This window comes from Flavobacteriales bacterium, assembly GCA_013001705.1.
GTDB lineage: Bacteria > Bacteroidota > Bacteroidia > Flavobacteriales_D > JABDKJ01 > JABDLZ01.
In genome coordinates this window covers 1-17,725 of record JABDLZ010000068.1, presented here as the reverse complement: position 1 = coordinate 17,725, position 17,725 = coordinate 1, and the positions used below count along the sequence as shown (strand labels likewise).

Here is a 17,725-nt window from a genome sequence, read left to right as displayed (position 1 = left end):
GTCACCTCATAGCTACCGAAACCATATCCACAACAGATTCCGTCTCCATAGCTGTCATAGATCGTGAAATCGAAGCAGTCGTTGGAGAGACATACATCGGTGGAGAAGGTGGTCCCGTAGGCATTACCCGGATACGGACCTCCGGATGCGACTACGTTTCCTGAGGCATCCTGGATGTCCCATGTGGTCTCATTACCGTAGTTATCTACATCGATAGAGACGGTGATCGTGGACCCATCTACAATCTCGAATGCCTGTGTGATACCATCATTGCTCTGATATCCATCATTTCCTCCATTCGGGGATTCTGTGAAGGCCTCGAATGTGTGTGCTCCAGAGCTTGCGGTCACCATCGGCAGTGTCACTGTTTCTGAGGCCCCGGCCTGTATGGATCCGCTATAGGAATAGGTCTGTAGCGAGCCCGCATCCACTCGATAGCGGATATCAACGGAGGTAATGGTAGTCGAACCGAAATTCTTCAATTCCACTTCTGGAACAAAGGATCCAGAACAGCTGAATCCATCGGGGTTGTGAATGGATACTATTCCTGCATCAAGAGCATTGGGTGGTGTGCACCCTAGCGAGAGTAGCAGTGAGCTCCGCATAGTCACCAAGGCACTTCTCATACGGTCTTTCTGCCCTTGAGTGAACATATTCATACAATCCTCTCCAGTATAGTCCATGTAGTTCTCTACCTGCTGTGAACCGCTACAGGCTGGAGTGTTACAACTCGTGCTGCTCACCGTAGGTGGTGTATCACAGACCTGATCCCCTTGAAGAGAGCAATCTGTTTCTGAACAGCTGTTGCCCTGGAAAGTGTGATATAGGAAGAATGCATGCCCGATCTCATGGGTCGCAGTACGGTTCAGGTTGGTATAGGTCTTCAGATTCCCTACCGTACCGAATGCATTGTACAGGATCACTGCTCCATCCTTACTGGCACTGGAAGAAGGGAAATAAGCGAAACCCTGTATACCTGCACCTCCATCGTTATCCTCTATCTCATTGACTATCCATATGTTATAATAGTCATCGCGGTCCCAGATGGACAGCGCTTTGACAGCCGTCTCACTGGCACCACTGCCTTGACCTATGCTCATTCCTTCCGTTGCATAGTTGGTCACTACAGAGGCATCCACCCGGTTGATCCCATTGGTGGGATTCCCCTGAGGGTCTCTGGAAGCGAGGCAGAACTCCATCTCTACATCCACACCCGAACCGAAACCATTGGTCCCGGGCATTCTACGGAAGTCTTCATTGAGCGCATCGATAGCGCTCTGTATCTGTGCATCGCTGATATTGGTCCCTACGCCTTCAGCTTCACCCGTATGCATGATGTGGACCACAACGGGTATCGTATATACCGTCATGGACTTCTGCCCACCGATGGAAGCGGATGTGCTCTTTTCTATTTCATTGCGAAGTGTGGCACTTTGTCCCTCGAATCGGGTGCGGTAATCCGCATCGTCCATCATCAGTCGCTGATGGATGATGTCCGAACCACAGCTGATGCTGGATTGCTCGGATATCTTGAAAAAGTGCTTGGTGTCCTGTGCGTCAACAGATCCTACGCACAAAAGGATGATCATGGTCATGATCGCTCTCCCCCTCAATTTCATCTCACTCTGGTTTTCCTTGTCCTATCGACCATGCGCGGTCAACTTAATTCCTATTACCGGATAAAATTGCTCTGGGTTACAGCTATTAGACTAATAGACCGAAATCCCCGATGAAAAGAGCGACTATGGAACGTATTGATTGTCAAGATGCTAAGTTCGATATCTTAGAACCTTAACCCAGAACAAGGAAAAACAAAACGGTCCTTCTCTATCGCAAGACCGAGGTATCATAGTCGGCACATTGGATATCGAAGCGGATGATCTCTGCTGATTTGAAAGGGATATCCCAATCTCCATCATACTGGATCCTACGGGGAAGTAGATGCCCTCCTCGCAGTTCATTGACCACCTTCATCCATATATCGAACTCGAAGAAGAGGGTATTGTTGGACAGCTCATACTCTCGACTCACTACCTGAAGGCTTTCTTTCTCAAAATAGCTGGTCATCTTCTTGATCACCGTGCGATTCTTGCCGTACTCTGGTTTTGCATCCACTTGAAATACATAACAATAGAGCGAATCCGGACCATAGGCAGAGTAGACCGAGTAATCATAGTACTTGGTCATATCCGGACTGAAGATGTCCATCTTATCTCCTATAAAGGGCACTGAAAGGATCTCTTGCCCGGGATTGAACATCATCTTCTTAAGCTGACTCTTGTATTTCTCCAGTTTGGATTCCTTGGTCTCCAACTGCTCGAAACGGGAGATTCGTGGGCTCACAGGTTCCGGTGAGGATGGGAAGAACACCTCATCATACATCTCAGCGGTCAGGTATCTGTGCTCCCCATTCCGTTTGTATACGCGCCCATTGGTCTTCTCCTCCGAGATGTGGACCACTCGTCTTTGGTCCTCTAGCGTCTGTATCGCCTTGCGCTCCAATCTTCCTTTCTTTCTCCCCCTTGTTCTTGACGACCAGGGTGCTCGTGAAATCATGAGGCACATACTTGAGATGGATGAAGGCCTGATAGAAGGAAGAATCCGTAAGGACATGCCTCATGAAATCCTCTGCATCGAAGGAGTCATCGGCACTAATGATGAATTCCGGGAGTTGTACGGCCATCTTCACTGCATCTTCTTGAGAAGTCATATGCATGTACGAAAGAAGGAGTAGCAAGCTCAGACTCACTACCTTGCACCGTGCGTATAGCTTAGAAATCATGTCCATAAGATCAGCTCAAAGATCGGATGTCCCCGATATCCGGGATGTACTCTATCGCTCTTTCTATCAAACATTCAGAACGGAAAAGAACCACGATTCTTTGACGAGCTATCTGGATAGTCTCAATGAGCATGCCATTGAAGCAATGATGGATGAAGTAGACACCCGTTTTCTTGTCATGGAGGAAGAAGGCAAAATTGTGGGGATGTCCCAGATAGTCAATGAGTCCTTCGGTATGGACTCAGGAGATTGCATGAAGATCGAGCGCTTGTACATCGATCCCGATCGATTAGGAAAAGGCTCAGGCAAGATAATGATGGAGCATATCATCCAACTGGCCAAGGACGAAGAGCATCAATGGCTGTGGCTTTTGGTGCTGCGTTCCAACTTCAGGGGCGTACGGTTCTATGAGCGTTTCGGCTTCAAAGCCTTTGATACCAGTCCCGGTAAATTCGTAGAGGATAAGGAGATCGACCTATGGATGCGTATGCCGCTAACTTGACACCAGCATGGATTCGACCTAACTTGCTGGCCATCAGATAGTCGTAGTCAAAGACTTTCTCAGAAGAGGGCCTCCATGTGAGGCCCTTTTCTTATGCCACCCCGATCTCTGACTTGGTCGCAGCGATGATCTCCAATGCCCTTTCTCGATCGGGGGCCTCCGCATAAAGCCTGAGCACCGGCTCCGTCCCTGAAGGGCGTATCATCACCCATGTATCCTCATCCAGGATGAATTTCCAGCCATCCATGTCCTCTACCCTTTGCACTTTGTTCGATCCGATAGAAGTGATGGTACTCAGTGCACAGCGCTGAACTGCTTCATATTTCTGCTCATCAGTCAGTCTCAGATCGTCTCGTACGAATGCAAAAGCACCTACTTGGTCATAGACTTCTTGGATGAGTTCTTTGATAGACTTTCCTGTCTCAGCCATGAATTCGACCAGGAGCAGACCCATCCAGATCCCATCACGTTCAGGGATATGGGTCTCTACCGCAATACCTCCACTCTCCTCCCCTGCCAGCATGACCGGCTCTTTGACCATGATCTCACTTGCATACTTGAATCCGATCTTGACGATCTCCAAAGGCAGTCCATAGAGTTGGCAGAGCTTGGTCACTTTGGACACGGTGGAGAATGCTGTGACCACCTTGCCTTCCAATCCCTTGTACTTCACCAGATAGTGGATCAAGAGAAGAATGATGTGGTGTGAATCGATGAACTCCCCTTGCCCATCCATGAGGCCGATGCGATCGGCATCTCCGTCAGTGACCAGACCCAGTTCCAATCCTGGATCCGCTGTCAAGAATGAAGCAAATGGAGCCAGATTACGTGCAATGGGTTCGGGAGAGATACCATGGAAGGATGGATTGTTCTCACTGCGGAAATGGGCCATGGAAGGAAAGAGTCTTCTCATGACGAACTGTCCCGAACCATACATGGCATCGTAGGCCAGTGTTGGGCTGGTCTTGCGTATAGCTTCGAGATCGAAAGCTTGCTCGATGGCATGCACATAAGGTGATTCGAGATCCACCAATGACCGATCATCCTTCGACATCGGCCCGCTAGAAGCCCAATGGGTGGAAATCTCATCTGGAATCAGGGATTCTATCTCTCGCAATGCCTGACCACCCATAGGGCCTCCGTGATGGCTCTTGAGCTTGTAGCCATTATACTCCGGGGGATTATGCGAAGCGGTGATCATCACTCCCACCGTACAGTTCAGGTCCCGGGTGGCCATGGAGACCATAGGCGTGCTCACTATCCGGTCAGATAGCATTACTTCTATGCCTTCTGACTGCAGAACCTCGACCACTGTGCGACTGAACAATTCTCCTCCGAAGCGGCAATCGAATCCTACTACCGCACGATGGGGAGTGGGCTGAGTCTTGATCCAGGCTGCCAGTCCAAAGGTCAGTCTGGCCACATTCTCCACAGTGAATTCGCGCGCGATCACCGCCCTCCATCCATCTGTACCGAATCGTATGCTCTCTGCCGATCTCATCGATAGATCTGATTGGCATTCATAGTACGCCTGTACTCACGCGCATACCTATTGTGTTCTCTCAAGGTCTCTGAGAAATGGTGGTATCCCGAAAGATCGGCCTTGGCGCACATGAAGATATATGCATGGTCCTCGGAATTAAGAACTGCATCTACAGCTCCGATATCAGGCATGCGTATGGGCCCAGGTGGTAGGCCTTTGTGCTTGTAGGTATTGTAAGGACTATCCACCCGCTTATGCTTATTGAGTACCCTGCGTATGCTGAAATCACCCACTGCATAGATGAGTGTAGGGTCCGATTCCAATTTCATGTCCCGTCTGATACGATTTAGATACAGCCCCGCGATGGTAGGCCATTCCTGCGGGCGTATGCTTTGTTCTGCCTGTACGATCGAAGCCAAGGTCACCACCTCGGATTGGGTCAAGCCTAGCGCGTCCGCCTTGCGCATCCGATCCTCATTCCAAAAGGCCTTGAACTCTGATGCCATACGCTTGATGAAACCATCAGGGGTCTCCGTCCAGTAGACCTCGTAGGTGTTGGGTATGAACATGGAAATGAAGGTCTCTTGTCGGAAACCGTATGCACTGATCAGACCTTCATCGGTCAAGAACCTCAAGAACTCCATGGAATCCGGCTCGAGGACCTCGGAGAGCCTGCCTGCCAACTGCGGTAGGTTCCGGACATTGTTGAATGAGACCCTTACCGGTACCTGATTCCCTGCCCGTAGCATGTCCACAAGGTCGTTGTTGGACATTCCATCCCGGATGACATAGTGCCCGGCTTTGACCAGTTGGGGATAGCTCTTGCGCTCGGCCACCCAAATGAAGGAGTCCACATCATCCAGAATCCCTTGCTCGATGAGTTTACGTTCCACGGCCGTGTAGTCATCCTCTGGATGGATGTAGATAGACGTGTCCTCCTCCACAGTCACGTTCTTACCGTAGATATCCTCGTATTTATCATAGGCATAATAGGCGCCTATCAGACCGAGAACAAGTATCACCAGCAGTATCTTCTTCATGCCAATCTCTTGATTTCAGAGGTCATCTCTATGGTATCTTTTTCGTGCCCGATCACATGGAAACCATTTTTCTCGAAGAAGGATCGGCTCGGTGTATTGTCCAGCTGTACCTGGACTCCGAAATGATCGATGTCCAGATACTCGGATGCATAGTCTTTGACCAATTGGAGAGCCTCACTTCCAAAGCCCTGATTCCTCATCTCCGTATCAGCGATAAGAATACCGATGGAAGCCTGACGTACATCGAATCGCACATCATAGAGGTCGATCGCCCCGATGGGGCGCCCTTGCAACTCGATGATGAATCTCAATTGCTTGTCTAGATAGACGTCTTTGATATTCCGTAGGTATCGCTGAACACCCTCGAGACTAAGAGGTCCTTGGTCCAGACTTACATGACGCACCGCTTCATCATTCTCCCATTCCAAGAGGACTCCTGCATCGTGCAAGGAAGGAGGCCTGAGAACGATATGTCTGCCAGTCAATCGCATCTATATTTCTATGCTTCCTTCGTACACCCTTTCTGCCGGCCCTAGGAGCCAGATGTCCACGTAGTCCGATTCTCGTTTCTTGAAATCTACCTCTAGATCACCTCCTCTACTTCTCACGTGGATCGGGCCCTCAGTGAGCTGTTTCAACTCGGCCAAGTAGATGGCAGCAGCGGTGACTCCGGTACCACAAGAAAGGGTCTCATCTTCTACTCCCCGCTCATAGGTGCGGATATCAAGAGAGCGTTCATCGTTTATCTGGATGAAATTCACGTTGATTCCTTCTTCTCTGAAATCGTCCGAATAGCGGATCGAGGAGCCTTCTTCTTTGACCTTCACATTCTCTACATCTTCTGTGGGCAGAAGCAGGTGTGGCGATCCAGTATGGATGACCGTACCTTGAGAATGGGAATGGATGTGATCGACATCTTTCATGGAGATACAGATCACACTGTCTTCCACTTTGGCTTGATGTATACCATCCACTGCCTCGAAACTGCAGGTGTCACCTATCATGCCTGAGCTATGGGCAAAGCGGATTCCGCATCGGCTTCCATTCCCGCAGAAGCTACGGGTGCCATCGGGATTCAAGAAATCCAGATGTAGATCCGCCCTATCCGATGGTCGTATGAGCATGACCCCATCTGAACCGATACCGAATCTACGATCACAGAGCCTTTGGACCAGTTCTGCCGATTCATTGAAGGCCTGGGTCCGATCATCGATGATGATGAAGTCGTTTCCTGTGCCCTGATATTTATAGAACTGCAGAAGCATGTCGCCAGCAAAAGTGAACATTTTTTAATGTGACCTTGAAGAGAACAAGGGTCATGGAATGATTAACAGATTTTAACATGACATCCTGTCAATAAGACTGGACGGTTGGCGTTATTCACTTGTCATTAGAAAAAGAAAGGAATAGTTTTTGAATAGCATGATGAGCGAACAAAAATGTCAGGAACCATGAAAAGATTCTTTGGATTTACAGCAGCTGCCATACTTGGAGCGGCCCTCACTTTGGTCGCCTATGAGACATTGATCGGCCCTCAGGACACGGTGCGGGTCATCGAACGGGAAAGCCCACCGGTGCAATACGCCAACTTCCCTGTAGGACCTGATGGGAAGGCTTTGGATTTCACTCAAGCGGCAGAACGTACCGTCAATGCGGTGGTCCACATTCAGACACAAACGGTCCATCCCCAATCGATGAATCCCTGGTTCGAACTGTTCGGTCAAGGTGCTCCTCAGACCCTACAATCCAGCGGTAGTGGAGTCATCATCTCACCGGATGGCTATGTCGTCACCAACAATCACGTAGTAGAGGGAGCCTCACGTATACAATTGACACTGAATGATAATCGCACCTTGGCGGCCGAAGTCATCGGAGCCGATCCAGCATTCGATCTTGCCTTGCTCAAAGTGGATGAAGAGGATCTGCCCTCTGTGAGCTTTGGCGATTCGGACGATGTACGCATCGGAGAATGGGTATTGGCTGTGGGAAATCCATTCAACCTCACCAGTACGGTCACCGCAGGAATCGTCAGCGCCAAGGCCAGGAATATCAATATCCTACAATATGATCCCAATCGACAGATCTTCCCTGTAGAATCCTTCATACAGACCGATGCTGCTGTCAATCCGGGAAATAGCGGTGGTGCCTTGGTCAATACGCGTGGGGAATTGATCGGCATCAATACGGCCATTGCCTCGCGCACGGGATCTTACAGCGGTTATTCCTTTGCTGTACCGAGCAGCATTGTTCAGAAAGTCGCGCATGACCTTTTGGAATACGGTGATGTGAAACGGGCCTATATCGGGGTGAGCATTTCGGATCTCAATCAAGAAACAGCCGATAGACTGGGAATTGTAGACGTCACGGGAGTCTATGTTCGAGGGTTGACACCTGGCGGTGCAGCTGCGGAAGTAGGTATCGAAGTGGGTGATATCATCAAGGAGGTCTCTGGACATCCCGTTGACAATGTTCCCGAGCTTCAAGAACGCATCAGCACCTACCGTCCAGGAGATGAAGTAGAGATTATTGTCAAACGGGGCAATAAGCTTCTAGCCTATGACGTTGTTGTCAGAGATCGGGACGGGAATGCATCCATCATCCCTTCGACAAAGGTCGAAAATCACATGGCGATGGGTGGTCTGTTCGAGAGACCGAGTACTGGGGATCTGAGCCGTTTGGGTATCACTTCGGGAGCAAAACTGAAGGAGGACCGGCAAGGCAGATTCCGCAGAGCAGGGATCAAGGAAGGCTTCATCATCACCCGTATCGACAAGAAAAGCGTAACGGGACCTGAGGACGTCACTGCACTATTGGACTCCAAGGAGGGAGGAGTACTGATAGAAGGGATTTATCCCAACGGCACAGTGGCTTACTACGGTTTCGGGATGTGATCTTAACAACATTGATAAACCTGCATGACTCAAACCATGAAACCGCGTTCATCTGTTAATCTGTTTTGAATCAGTTTATTAGTGCTAAAGATCATTTCCACACAAGGGGTCGACTTCGGTCGATCCCTTGTTTTATTATGCACATCAGGGCTTTTCTGCCAATACGGCACCTTGTCTGCAAGGCATGAAAATTGTACCTTTGTGGACTCTACCAACTACACTGGTAGTAACCTTAAACTTCAAACTCTGCACGCTCTATGAGACAGCTTAAGATCACGAAATCCATAACTAATCGCGAAAGCCAATCATTAGACAAATACCTGCAGGAGATAAGTAAGGAGGAACTGATCACCGCTCAGGAGGAAGTAGAACTGGCACAACGCATCAAGCAAGGAGACCAAAGGGCCCTTGATAAACTCACTCGCGCCAATCTTCGTTTCGTGGTATCCGTCTCTAAACAATATCAGAATCAGGGGCTCAGTCTGCCTGACCTGATCAACGAAGGAAACCTTGGTCTGATCAAAGCAGCTCAGCGATTTGACGAGACCCGTGGATTCAAATTCATCTCATACGCAGTATGGTGGATCCGTCAATCCATCCTTCAAGCTCTTGCCGAGCAATCCAGGATCGTTCGTCTGCCATTGAACCAGGTCGGTTCTTTGAGCAAGATCAACAAGATGTTCTCCAAATTGGAGCAGGAATTCGAAAGACCACCATCTGCCGAAGAACTCGCCCATGCCTTGGACCTGCCTGTAGAAAAGGTGGCCCAATCGCTCAAAGTGAGCGGAAGACATATCTCCATGGATGCTCCTTTCACCGATGATGGTGATAGTAACTCTCTGCTGGATGTACTCATCAATGATGATTCTCCAGATGCCGATAGCAAACTTCTCAGCGAATCCCTTCAGAACGAAGTGGAGCGCTCGCTCTCTACCCTCTCTGAGAGAGAACGTGATGTCATACGCCTATTCTTCGGGATTGGAATGAACCACGGACTCACCCTGGATGAGATCGGAGAAAAATTCGACCTCACGCGGGAACGCGTCAGGCAGATCAAGGAGAAAGCCATACGGAAACTGAAACAACAGTCTAAAAGCAAACTTTTGAAAGCCTATCTCGGATAGGCTTTCTTCTTTTTAGGGCCTTATTGTCATAAATACACTTATCACTTAATCCCATAATCAATCTCACATCATGACATTGGATACCATCATTCAGACCAATGCTAAATGGATCGATAAGAAGCGTGCAGCAGTGGATCTGCTCAATGCCATCGGTCAGCTCATGTATGATCAGAATGTAGAACTCGTTCTATTCCGCTCCCCATTGGTAGACCAGGGAGTGCCTGATCTGCTCAACCTTCACGAGTATGCCAAGGATATCGTCAACAAACCCATCGATATCGGTATCACCTCGGAACTGGCCATGAAACTCACCGAAATGGATCTGGCTCCTTCCAAGATCGACATCGGGCGTCTCTCCAACGAGTGGATGACCGAAGGAGACAAGTACCCCTCCAAGGTGGATTTCTTGAACGACAAACTCTCCAACTTCATCGGGAGACAATCCAGCCACGATATCAAGCCCAAGGACGTGGTCTTGTATGGATTTGGACGTATCGGTAGACTCTGTGCCAGAGAATTGATCCGCATGAGCGGGTCTGGACAGCAATTGCGCCTACGGGCCATCGTTCTGCGCAAGGTCGACTCTGCACAGATCACCAAACGTGCTGCCTTGTTCAGAATGGATTCAGTGCATGGACCTTTCAGTGGCGTGGTCACTGAAGATCATGAGAATCACCAATGGATCATCAATGGACAAGTCGTACAATTGATCGAGGCCAATAGCCCCGAGGAGATCGATTACACCAAGTATGGTATCGAAGATGCCTTGGTCATTGACAATACCGGGGTGTATAGGGACAAAGAGCAATTGGGCCGTCACTTGCAGGCCAAAGGAGTAAGCAAAGCCCTCCTCACTGCTCCTGGAAAGGATATGCCCAATATCGTGTATGGATTGAACCACAAACAATTCGAGATAGACGACACCGACCTCTGGTCAGCTGCATCTTGCACCACCAATGCTATCTCACCCGTACTGGCGGTCATCGATAATGCCTTCGGCATAGACAAAGGACATATCGAAACAGTGCATGCCTATACCAATGACCAGAACCTCTTGGACAACTTCCATAAGAAGGAGCGCAGAGGACGGTCTGCAGCGATCAATATGGTGATCACCGAGACCGGTGCTGGAAAAGCGGTCACCAAGGTGATGCCTCATTTCGAGAACAAGCTCACGGCCAATGCGGTGCGCGTCCCCACTCCTAATGGCTCGCTAGCGATCATGCACCTCTCATTGAATACCCAAGTCGATAAGGACGCGGTGAATGCCGCCCTGAAGAAAGCCGCTTTGGAAGGTGACCTCGTGAATCAGATCCGCTATAGCATCGAACCCGAATTGGTCTCCAATGATATCATCGGGAATATCTGCTGCAGTGTCTTCGATTCTCCGGCTACCCTGGTCTCCAATGACGGGATGAACACGACCGTATATGTCTGGTACGACAATGAATTCGGTTATACCAAGCAAGTATTGCGTTTAGCGAAGTACATCTCCAAAGTGAGAAGGTTGATATACTATTGATCGTATCTCAAGTACTCTAGACCGATTTGTAAGGGAGAGCTCAGGTTCTCCCTTTTTTATTTACCCAAACCCCCTGATAACAAGCAGGTTGCAGGCACAGGAGAGCTGCCATATCTTTGCAGACAGCTAAAAGACATCAGATGCTAGGACGACTACTCTCACTTCTTGTGATCTGCACCCTTACTCTATCCTCTATCGCACAGTGCGATGGTACGCGCTATCGCAATCTCATATTTCCCGAATTCGAGGTGACCAGTGATATCCTATACGGAAGCAATATCAATTATCTGGGAGGCGAACAGGACCTGTATCTGGATGTCTACGAGCCCCTAGGAGATACCGAGGTCGAGCGGCCGCTGGTGGTGGTGGCCCATGGAGGTAGTTTCGTGGCGGGCAGCAAGACAGGGCAGGATGTAGTCCCGCTCTGTCAGGACTTGGCACGTATGGGCTATGTGGTGGCCAGTATCCAATATAGATTGGGAATCCCCATCATCGGGGATTTGAACACCAATGCCAAATCTGCTGTAGTCAGAGGAGTACATGATAGTCGAGCAGCCATCCGATATTTCCGTAAGGATGTGGCTGAGAATGGCAACAGCTTCGACATCGATCCAGAGAAGATCTTCATGGCAGGGGTGTCAGCAGGAGGATTCAATGCCCTGCACGTGGCCTACATGGATGAGGAGAGCGAGATTCCACTCGAGATCGATCAGAGCCAGGCCGGACTAGGTGGAGGTATCGAGGGTGAGAGCGGCAATGCCGGATACTCCTCGGCTATTGCCGGGGTTGTCAATATCGCAGGGGCGATCGCCCATCCGGACATCATGAACAATAACGACACGCCTGTCTGTAGTTTTCATGGGACCGGTGATTCTGTGGTGCCTTTTGATACAGATGTGCTCACCTTCTTCGGCATATTCGAAGTGGACACGGTGTATGGCTCACAGGCTGTCCATGAGCAGGCCGAACTATTGGAGATAGAAAACTGCTTCTTCGTTCAATTCCTCGAGGGACATGTACCTCATGTAGACGATGCCCAGCATTACGATACCCTGCGTTCCATCACGAGTAACTTCCTTTCACATCTGGTATGCCCTGAGGTAGAATTGGACTGTAATTATCGCCAAGTCGAAGTGGTCTCCGATCTAGAAGAGATCGCCATGGAAGAGCCTTTATTCCAATTGTGGCCCAATCCGGCCACGGAATGGATACAGTTAGGTTCTATCGACTCCAGAGAACTGAGATACAGTATTCTGGACGTCACGGGTACAGAAGTGATGTCAGGGATATATCAGGACGATATACCTCGCATATCCGTAAGCGATCTACAGAATGGGGTCTACCTCATCCGACTGGAGAGTCAGAAAGGAGTGCGGACACTCCGCTTCAATAAAAGAAGCTGATCCTCAAGGGAAGTCCCCTCGATCCACATCTTGTATGAACTCGATAAGCCCGGGAAAGAAATGCTCGGAATCATCATATTGCGCGAGATGGGAGCCATTGGGACAATAGAGGTAGCGACCGTTCTGCACGGCTCCAGCGATCCACTCCATCTCTTTGGGTTCCATGCTATCATGCTCAGCACCTATCGATAGGGTGGGCACATACAATTCCTGCATGCGGTCCTTGATATCCCAGCCTTCCAAGGTCGCTCCTTGGGTGATACCGAACTCACTGTGACCCTGCATATAGACATACACTTCCGGATTGAGGTGCTCAAAAGCCTTATTGATGGCCTCGGGCCAGGAATCGGGAGGCAATCGTAGGATATGTTCGGAATAGTGGTGCTTCATCAGCAGGTCCATATATTCAGGATTCGTGAAATCCTCGGCTGCTTCGATCTCCATGATCCGCTCAAAGACCCCTTCTGGCATCTGCGGTCCCAGGACTTCATGAGCGTAGCGGGTGTACTCCGGAATACTCATGACCATATTGGAGATGATCAAGCCCTTCAACTTGTCCTGATGTTTCAGGGCATATTCTGCAGCGAGAATGCCTCCCCAAGATTGACCGTATAGATAGAAATTGCTCGTATCCAGGCCCAGAGCTTGGCGGACCTGCTCTACCTCATCCACAAATCGATCGATGGTCCAGAGGGTGGTGTCTGAGGGCTGGTCACTATGGTGCGAGCCCAATTGATCATAATAGATGAATTCTATTCCTGCATCAGGAAAATGATCCTCAAAGGACTTGAAGAACTCATGTGTACCTCCAGGTCCACCATGAAGGAGTAGCACCCGCATATCCGGGTTGGACCCTACTGTCTGGGTGAAGACCTCGAACTCGCCTTTAGGCGTATCGATGGTGACCATCTTGACCCCTTTCAGGGAGTCTGGCTCGCTTGCTTCTTCGATCTGTGCCGACTGCTCCATGGTCGTATCGCTCGATGCAGAGGAACAGGCGGAGGCCATTACTATCAGCAGCAGCCATAGGATATTATCAGTCTTTTTCATTATCTGTTTCATTTTCAGGTGTTCCTTGTATGACATTCGGTCTGGGTATCTCCTTCTCCGGCTTATCGATCCGTTCTAGATAATACCGGAGCAATGGGATATTATAATCGGGAATGAAAGCGGTATCCAACTCCATCTGGATGCTCTTCTCCTCACAGATCTCCATGAGATTCTTCTTATTGAGCACGTGTATACTCCCTCTATCCAGATTCAAGAAGTAGTGTTTACCGATATCATTGGGATGGTATGATCGTTTGAGAACGCTACCGTTCCTGGGGCTCAGTAGCGTGAAAGGTCCGAAGAATATGGCTGAGGCTACTTTATCAGCCCTCTTCTTCCTGATCTCCTTACTGATGATCTTCTCCCCTTCGAAGTAGGTGTACCTGCTCAATGAATCGAATCTCAGGTAGTATTCATCCATCATATGACGTCTCATATTCAAATAGAACCCACTATCCGATACGATGGCCCAAGGAATATCCTCGTAGCGCTTCTCCTTGATGTACTCTTTAAGCCCGGTTGCATGGTAATATTCGACACGCGCGGAAGTACCCTCGCCCTTGGTCATTGTAACCTCCACCGGATAGTCAGGATCACCATACTTGAAGGTCAAGAAATTGGAATAGATACCCGCAGGACGTCCTATTTGAGATGTACTCAATAGGGGAATGCTCATTAGTATAAAACTGAACACTATAAGTCGGCTGGTCGATCGAGGTCTCACTTCTCACAATATTAGGGATTAGATGCTGCTAAGCTTATACCTTCGGGGTATGCGACATCTTTTGAGTATTATCTTATCCGTCATTCTCCTGCAGTGCACTGCCCAATCGCAGGATTCATTGGTCATTCGTTCTATCTATGATGAGGCACTTGAAGAAGGAGAATGCTATGAGAACCTACGCAGCCTGTGCAAGGACATAGGTGCACGCCTGACCGGGAGCGCGGAGGCGGAGATGGCCGTACAATGGGGCAAGCAATTGCTCGAATCCTATGGCTTTGCGACCCGATTACAAGAAACACCTATCCCCCATTGGGAACGGGGTACACTGGAAGCGGGCTGGTATGTCACTGCTGATGGAAGCATACACAAGATCAAGGTCCTGGCCTTGGGCGGGAGTATCGGGACGGATGGGATGATCACTGCCGAGGGTATCGAAGCAAGGGATATAGCCCATCTTAAGGAACTCGGTGAAGCGGGCCAACTCAAGGACAAGATCGTATTCATCAATAAACCTTTTGACCAGAAGCTCATCAATACCTTCAGAGCCTATGGCGCCTGTTGGCCGATCAGGGGCCATGGAGCCAAGGAAGCGGCCAGATACGGAGCCAAAGCCGTCCTCATTCGTTCATTGGCCACCCCCATTGATGATCATCCGCATACAGGGAGCATGTACTATGAGGAAGGCGTTCCCAAAATTCCTGGAGCCGCTATCTCTACTCAAGCGAGTGAAGAACTACATACGGCATTTCAAGAGGGTAATGTCGAACTCCGCATAGAGATGGATTGCCGGAGCTATCCCGATAAAGTATCCCATAATGTGATCGGTGAGATGAAAGGGAGCACCTATCCCGATGAGATCATCACCATTGGTGGACATCTGGACTCATGGGATGTAGGTGAAGGAGCACATGATGATGGAGCGGGCATCGTTCATTGCATTGAGGCCATGCGCATACTGAAGGGCCGTGGAATCAAGCTCAAGAGAACGCTCAGAGTCGTTCTCTATATGAACGAGGAGAACGGTGCCTATGGTGCAGAGACCTATGCCGATAAGGCCATAGAAGCAGGTGAGAAGCATGTTTTTGCGCTAGAATCAGATGCTGGAGGACATACGCCCAGAGGATTTTCCTTGGATGGTCCACCGGAGAAAGTCGAATTGATGAAAAGCTTTCAAGAGTTGCTCTATCCCTACGGATTGAATGAACTGGAGGCAGGGTATGGCGGAGTGGATATCGCTAGGCTTAAGAATCACTACGAAGGCATCACTTTGATCGGCTTCCGTCCGGACTCTCAGCGATACTTCAATTTCCATCATTCTGAGAATGACATCTTCGAGAATGTGAATAAGCGTGAGCTTGAACTTGGAGCTGCCTCGATCGCCACCATGGTATATCTGATGGATAGATATTGGGAGAAGAAGACTATCCTAGAAGGGGGTACGCGATAAAAGAGCGACACCAAGATGCCGCTCTTCCTTCAATCACCTCGAAAACGCTGTCCCGAGAGGATCTTAATGTGTTAGATGATCAATAGAGTATAGTCCCTGAGAGTTCGAGGTCTACATAGCCATTGGATGTACTTACTGGAACATTGATGAATTCCTCAGCCTCATCCCCGTTGTAGAAGAAGCTCATGGCATCATCGATGACAATGGACCCCATGAAATCATAGGCAGTACCTGAGTCAAGATCCTGTAGGTGAATTGTCATAGACTCACCTTCTGTATATAGAATTGGAAGCGCCCCACTGGCAGCATCGTTCAAAGGATATGTCGCATTGTGATCTGGATTCTGCGCTTGATATGAAGTATAGACCAATGCCCCGCTCTTAAATACTTCAACATAAGGGTCACCCGGGTTGGTACTGCTATCCCAATAGTCTCCGCTTGAATCAGTAGGTTCGAATCCGGTCATAACAATCGACTCCAGTTGGATAGCGATCGGTGTATCTGGACCTGAGCTGTTATTATTCGGTTCATCATCTTCCTTCTCACAAGAAGCGAAGACGAACAAAAGGCTGAAAGCGTACAGTAGATTTTTCATGATAATCGAATTTTTATGTGATTGAAAAAACAACAGGGCAAACCTGAGGTCAATCCATGGTCATTCGAAAAAATGAGGGTGGACATAAAGGGACACCTCGCACTCAAGTGGGTGGACTTAAAGCGGACAAGAATGTCTATCTGACTGTCTGTCTGGGAGTTACGTATTCTATCAGATAGCCATGATCTTGGCCTCCAGACTCTCTTCAGATTGGAGTTGGAGTTTTTTACGCAGTCGGTACCTTGCTTTTTTGATGCCTTCGTCCGAGATGTTGAGCATGCTGGCGATCTCTTTTGAGGTCATATTCATACGCAGTAGTGCCGCCAGCCGGAGATCGCTCTTGCTCAATCCCTCTGATACTTGATTGATGTTCTTATAGAAATCCGGATTGAGTTCTGTGAACTGCTGGGTGAACTGTTCCCAATTGCGGTCAATAGCACTTTCAAGTCTCAAAGTACTCACTACTTCGCGCACACATTCATTGGCTCCTTTCTCATTGGCCATGGCCTGTAGATCACTTTGCAATTGATGCAGGACTTGATTCTTCTTGGCAATATGTAAAGCCTTGGTGCTCAATTCCCTGTTCTTGAAGGCTATCTCATGGTTGAGTTTCTCATTCTCATATTCCTTTTCTCGTACGAGGATTTTCTGCGATGCGATCTTCAGACGTTGTCGTGAAAACAGAGCGTAAGCGATAGCTGCCATGAACAATAAAGAGGCAAGCAAGAATAGGTTCCTATTTCGGCTGGACTCATTCTCTAATTCGAGATTGGTTATCTGCGCTTCTTGAGCGCAGATCTCATTCTCCCGCTCTTCCAACTCAAGCGCGGCCTGAAGTGCTGTGATCTCTTTCATCTTTCCCTCTGAGAACACACTATCCTTGAGTTCGATGAACTCTCGATAAGCGGATACCGCCTCAGCATTCTTGCCGTTCAGTCCAAGCAGCTCTGCTCGTAACTCAGCAGCATCCATCAAATCAGTGATCATACCTGCTCTTTGATATCTCTCATAGGATTGTACAGCATAGTCGAGGGCTTCTGAAATATTCCCCAAGCGCTTGTTCATCTCAGCTATACAGAGATAATTGTAGGCGGTCTGAGCCACATTTCCTTGCTTTTCAGTTACAGCTGCAGAGGCTTTGAATTCTACGATGGCCTTCTCC

The 17,725-nt window shown here is 49.1% G+C and carries 17 protein-coding genes; 6 read left to right on the top strand and 11 right to left on the bottom strand.

Annotated features, from left to right (window positions below):
* From HKN79_02775 to HKN79_02765, 3 genes are all read right to left on the bottom strand, one after another.
* Nucleotides 1-1,589: zinc metalloprotease (locus HKN79_02775; GenBank protein NNC82474.1), on the bottom strand; the 1,589-nt coding region annotated here is incomplete at its 3' end.
* A 238-nt stretch (nucleotides 1,590-1,827) separates the two neighbouring features.
* A complete protein-coding gene (locus HKN79_02770) occupies nucleotides 1,828-2,460 on the bottom strand; it encodes a hypothetical protein (protein NNC82473.1) in 633 nt (210 codons plus the stop codon).
* The gene (locus tag HKN79_02765; protein NNC82472.1) at nucleotides 2,384-2,716 is read right to left on the bottom strand and encodes a hypothetical protein; all 333 of its coding nucleotides are present in this window, start codon (nucleotides 2,714-2,716) and stop codon (nucleotides 2,384-2,386) included. Before HKN79_02765 ends, HKN79_02770 begins: the two co-directional genes overlap by 77 nt.
* Nucleotides 2,717-2,780: 64 nt before the next feature.
* Here HKN79_02765 and HKN79_02760 point away from each other — a divergent pair, with 64 nt between their 5' ends.
* Nucleotides 2,781-3,284: a GNAT family N-acetyltransferase gene (locus HKN79_02760; protein NNC82471.1), complete on the top strand. Its 504-nt coding sequence runs from the start codon at nucleotides 2,781-2,783 to the stop codon at nucleotides 3,282-3,284.
* Nucleotides 3,285-3,375: 91 nt separating this feature from the next.
* Here HKN79_02760 and HKN79_02755 read toward each other — a convergent pair whose 3' ends face one another.
* From HKN79_02755 to HKN79_02740, 4 genes are read right to left on the bottom strand one after another with little or no spacing between them, the layout of a single operon-like run.
* Complete coding sequence (locus HKN79_02755) at nucleotides 3,376-4,785, bottom strand: phosphoglucomutase/phosphomannomutase family protein (protein NNC82470.1); 1,410 nt, start codon at nucleotides 4,783-4,785, stop codon at nucleotides 3,376-3,378.
* Complete coding sequence (gene mltG, locus HKN79_02750; GenBank protein NNC82469.1) at nucleotides 4,782-5,807, bottom strand: endolytic transglycosylase MltG; 1,026 nt, start codon at nucleotides 5,805-5,807, stop codon at nucleotides 4,782-4,784. Before mltG ends, HKN79_02755 begins: the two co-directional genes overlap by 4 nt.
* On the bottom strand, nucleotides 5,804-6,298 hold the full coding sequence (locus HKN79_02745; GenBank protein ID NNC82468.1) for a GNAT family N-acetyltransferase: 495 nt from the start codon (nucleotides 6,296-6,298) through the stop codon (nucleotides 5,804-5,806). Before HKN79_02745 ends, mltG begins: the two co-directional genes overlap by 4 nt.
* The gene (locus tag HKN79_02740; protein NNC82467.1) at nucleotides 6,299-7,093 is read right to left on the bottom strand and encodes a diaminopimelate epimerase; all 795 of its coding nucleotides are present in this window, start codon (nucleotides 7,091-7,093) and stop codon (nucleotides 6,299-6,301) included. It lies immediately after the preceding gene.
* Nucleotides 7,094-7,246: 153 nt separating this feature from the next.
* Between HKN79_02740 and HKN79_02735 the strand changes: the two genes are divergently transcribed.
* The 4 genes from HKN79_02735 (at nucleotide 7,247) to HKN79_02720 (ending at nucleotide 12,747) form a co-directional block, all read left to right on the top strand.
* Nucleotides 7,247-8,698 carry a PDZ domain-containing protein gene (locus HKN79_02735; protein NNC82466.1) on the top strand — a complete coding sequence of 484 codons (1,452 nt, stop codon included), beginning with the start codon at nucleotides 7,247-7,249 and terminating at the stop codon, nucleotides 8,696-8,698.
* Nucleotides 8,699-8,955: 257 nt separating this feature from the next.
* Nucleotides 8,956-9,822 carry an RNA polymerase sigma factor RpoD/SigA gene (locus tag HKN79_02730; GenBank protein NNC82465.1) on the top strand — a complete coding sequence of 289 codons (867 nt, stop codon included), beginning with the start codon at nucleotides 8,956-8,958 and terminating at the stop codon, nucleotides 9,820-9,822.
* 70 nt (nucleotides 9,823-9,892) lie between these two features.
* On the top strand, nucleotides 9,893-11,344 hold the full coding sequence (locus tag HKN79_02725; GenBank protein ID NNC82464.1) for a glyceraldehyde-3-phosphate dehydrogenase: 1,452 nt from the start codon (nucleotides 9,893-9,895) through the stop codon (nucleotides 11,342-11,344).
* A 140-nt stretch (nucleotides 11,345-11,484) separates the two neighbouring features.
* Nucleotides 11,485-12,747, top strand: a complete 1,263-nt coding sequence (locus tag HKN79_02720) for a carboxylesterase family protein (protein ID NNC82463.1) — start codon at nucleotides 11,485-11,487, stop codon at nucleotides 12,745-12,747.
* Between the two features lie 3 nt (nucleotides 12,748-12,750).
* Here the strand turns inward: HKN79_02720 and HKN79_02715 are convergent, their stop codons facing one another.
* The gene (locus HKN79_02715; protein ID NNC82462.1) at nucleotides 12,751-13,797 is read right to left on the bottom strand and encodes a proline iminopeptidase-family hydrolase; all 1,047 of its coding nucleotides are present in this window, start codon (nucleotides 13,795-13,797) and stop codon (nucleotides 12,751-12,753) included.
* The gene (locus tag HKN79_02710) at nucleotides 13,784-14,473 is read right to left on the bottom strand and encodes a hypothetical protein (protein NNC82461.1); all 690 of its coding nucleotides are present in this window, start codon (nucleotides 14,471-14,473) and stop codon (nucleotides 13,784-13,786) included. The genes HKN79_02715 and HKN79_02710 overlap by 14 nt, the downstream gene beginning before the upstream one ends.
* A gap of 97 nt (nucleotides 14,474-14,570) precedes the next feature.
* Between HKN79_02710 and HKN79_02705 the strand changes: the two genes are divergently transcribed.
* Nucleotides 14,571-15,968 (top strand): M20/M25/M40 family metallo-hydrolase, encoded by a 1,398-nt coding sequence (locus tag HKN79_02705; GenBank protein NNC82460.1) that lies wholly within the window; start codon nucleotides 14,571-14,573, stop codon nucleotides 15,966-15,968.
* A 79-nt stretch (nucleotides 15,969-16,047) separates the two neighbouring features.
* On the opposite strand, the gene HKN79_02700 is transcribed toward HKN79_02705, so the two are convergent.
* Nucleotides 16,048-16,563 carry a hypothetical protein gene (locus tag HKN79_02700; protein NNC82459.1) on the bottom strand — a complete coding sequence of 172 codons (516 nt, stop codon included), beginning with the start codon at nucleotides 16,561-16,563 and terminating at the stop codon, nucleotides 16,048-16,050.
* 171 nt (nucleotides 16,564-16,734) lie between these two features.
* Nucleotides 16,735-17,725: hypothetical protein (locus tag HKN79_02695; GenBank protein ID NNC82458.1), on the bottom strand; the 991-nt coding region annotated here is incomplete at its 5' end.

Coding starts and splice junctions, on each gene's coding strand:
- HKN79_02715 (NNC82462.1), bottom strand. CDS start 13,797: ATGAAAAAGACTGATAATATCCTATGGCTGCTGCTGATAGTAATGGCC.
- HKN79_02710 (NNC82461.1), bottom strand. CDS start 14,473: ATGAGCATTCCCCTATTGAGTACATCTCAAATAGGACGTCCTGCGGGT.
- HKN79_02700 (NNC82459.1), bottom strand. CDS start 16,563: ATGAAAAATCTACTGTACGCTTTCAGCCTTTTGTTCGTCTTCGCTTCT.
- HKN79_02745 (NNC82468.1), bottom strand. CDS start 6,298: ATGCGATTGACTGGCAGACATATCGTTCTCAGGCCTCCTTCCTTGCAC.
- HKN79_02760 (NNC82471.1), top strand. CDS start 2,781: ATGTCCATAAGATCAGCTCAAAGATCGGATGTCCCCGATATCCGGGAT.
- HKN79_02725 (NNC82464.1), top strand. CDS start 9,893: ATGACATTGGATACCATCATTCAGACCAATGCTAAATGGATCGATAAG.
- mltG (NNC82469.1), bottom strand. CDS start 5,807: ATGAAGAAGATACTGCTGGTGATACTTGTTCTCGGTCTGATAGGCGCC.
- HKN79_02735 (NNC82466.1), top strand. CDS start 7,247: ATGTCAGGAACCATGAAAAGATTCTTTGGATTTACAGCAGCTGCCATA.
- HKN79_02730 (NNC82465.1), top strand. CDS start 8,956: ATGAGACAGCTTAAGATCACGAAATCCATAACTAATCGCGAAAGCCAA.
- HKN79_02765 (NNC82472.1), bottom strand. CDS start 2,716: ATGCATATGACTTCTCAAGAAGATGCAGTGAAGATGGCCGTACAACTC.
- HKN79_02705 (NNC82460.1), top strand. CDS start 14,571: ATGCGACATCTTTTGAGTATTATCTTATCCGTCATTCTCCTGCAGTGC.
- HKN79_02755 (NNC82470.1), bottom strand. CDS start 4,785: ATGAGATCGGCAGAGAGCATACGATTCGGTACAGATGGATGGAGGGCG.
- HKN79_02740 (NNC82467.1), bottom strand. CDS start 7,093: ATGTTCACTTTTGCTGGCGACATGCTTCTGCAGTTCTATAAATATCAG.
- HKN79_02720 (NNC82463.1), top strand. CDS start 11,485: ATGCTAGGACGACTACTCTCACTTCTTGTGATCTGCACCCTTACTCTA.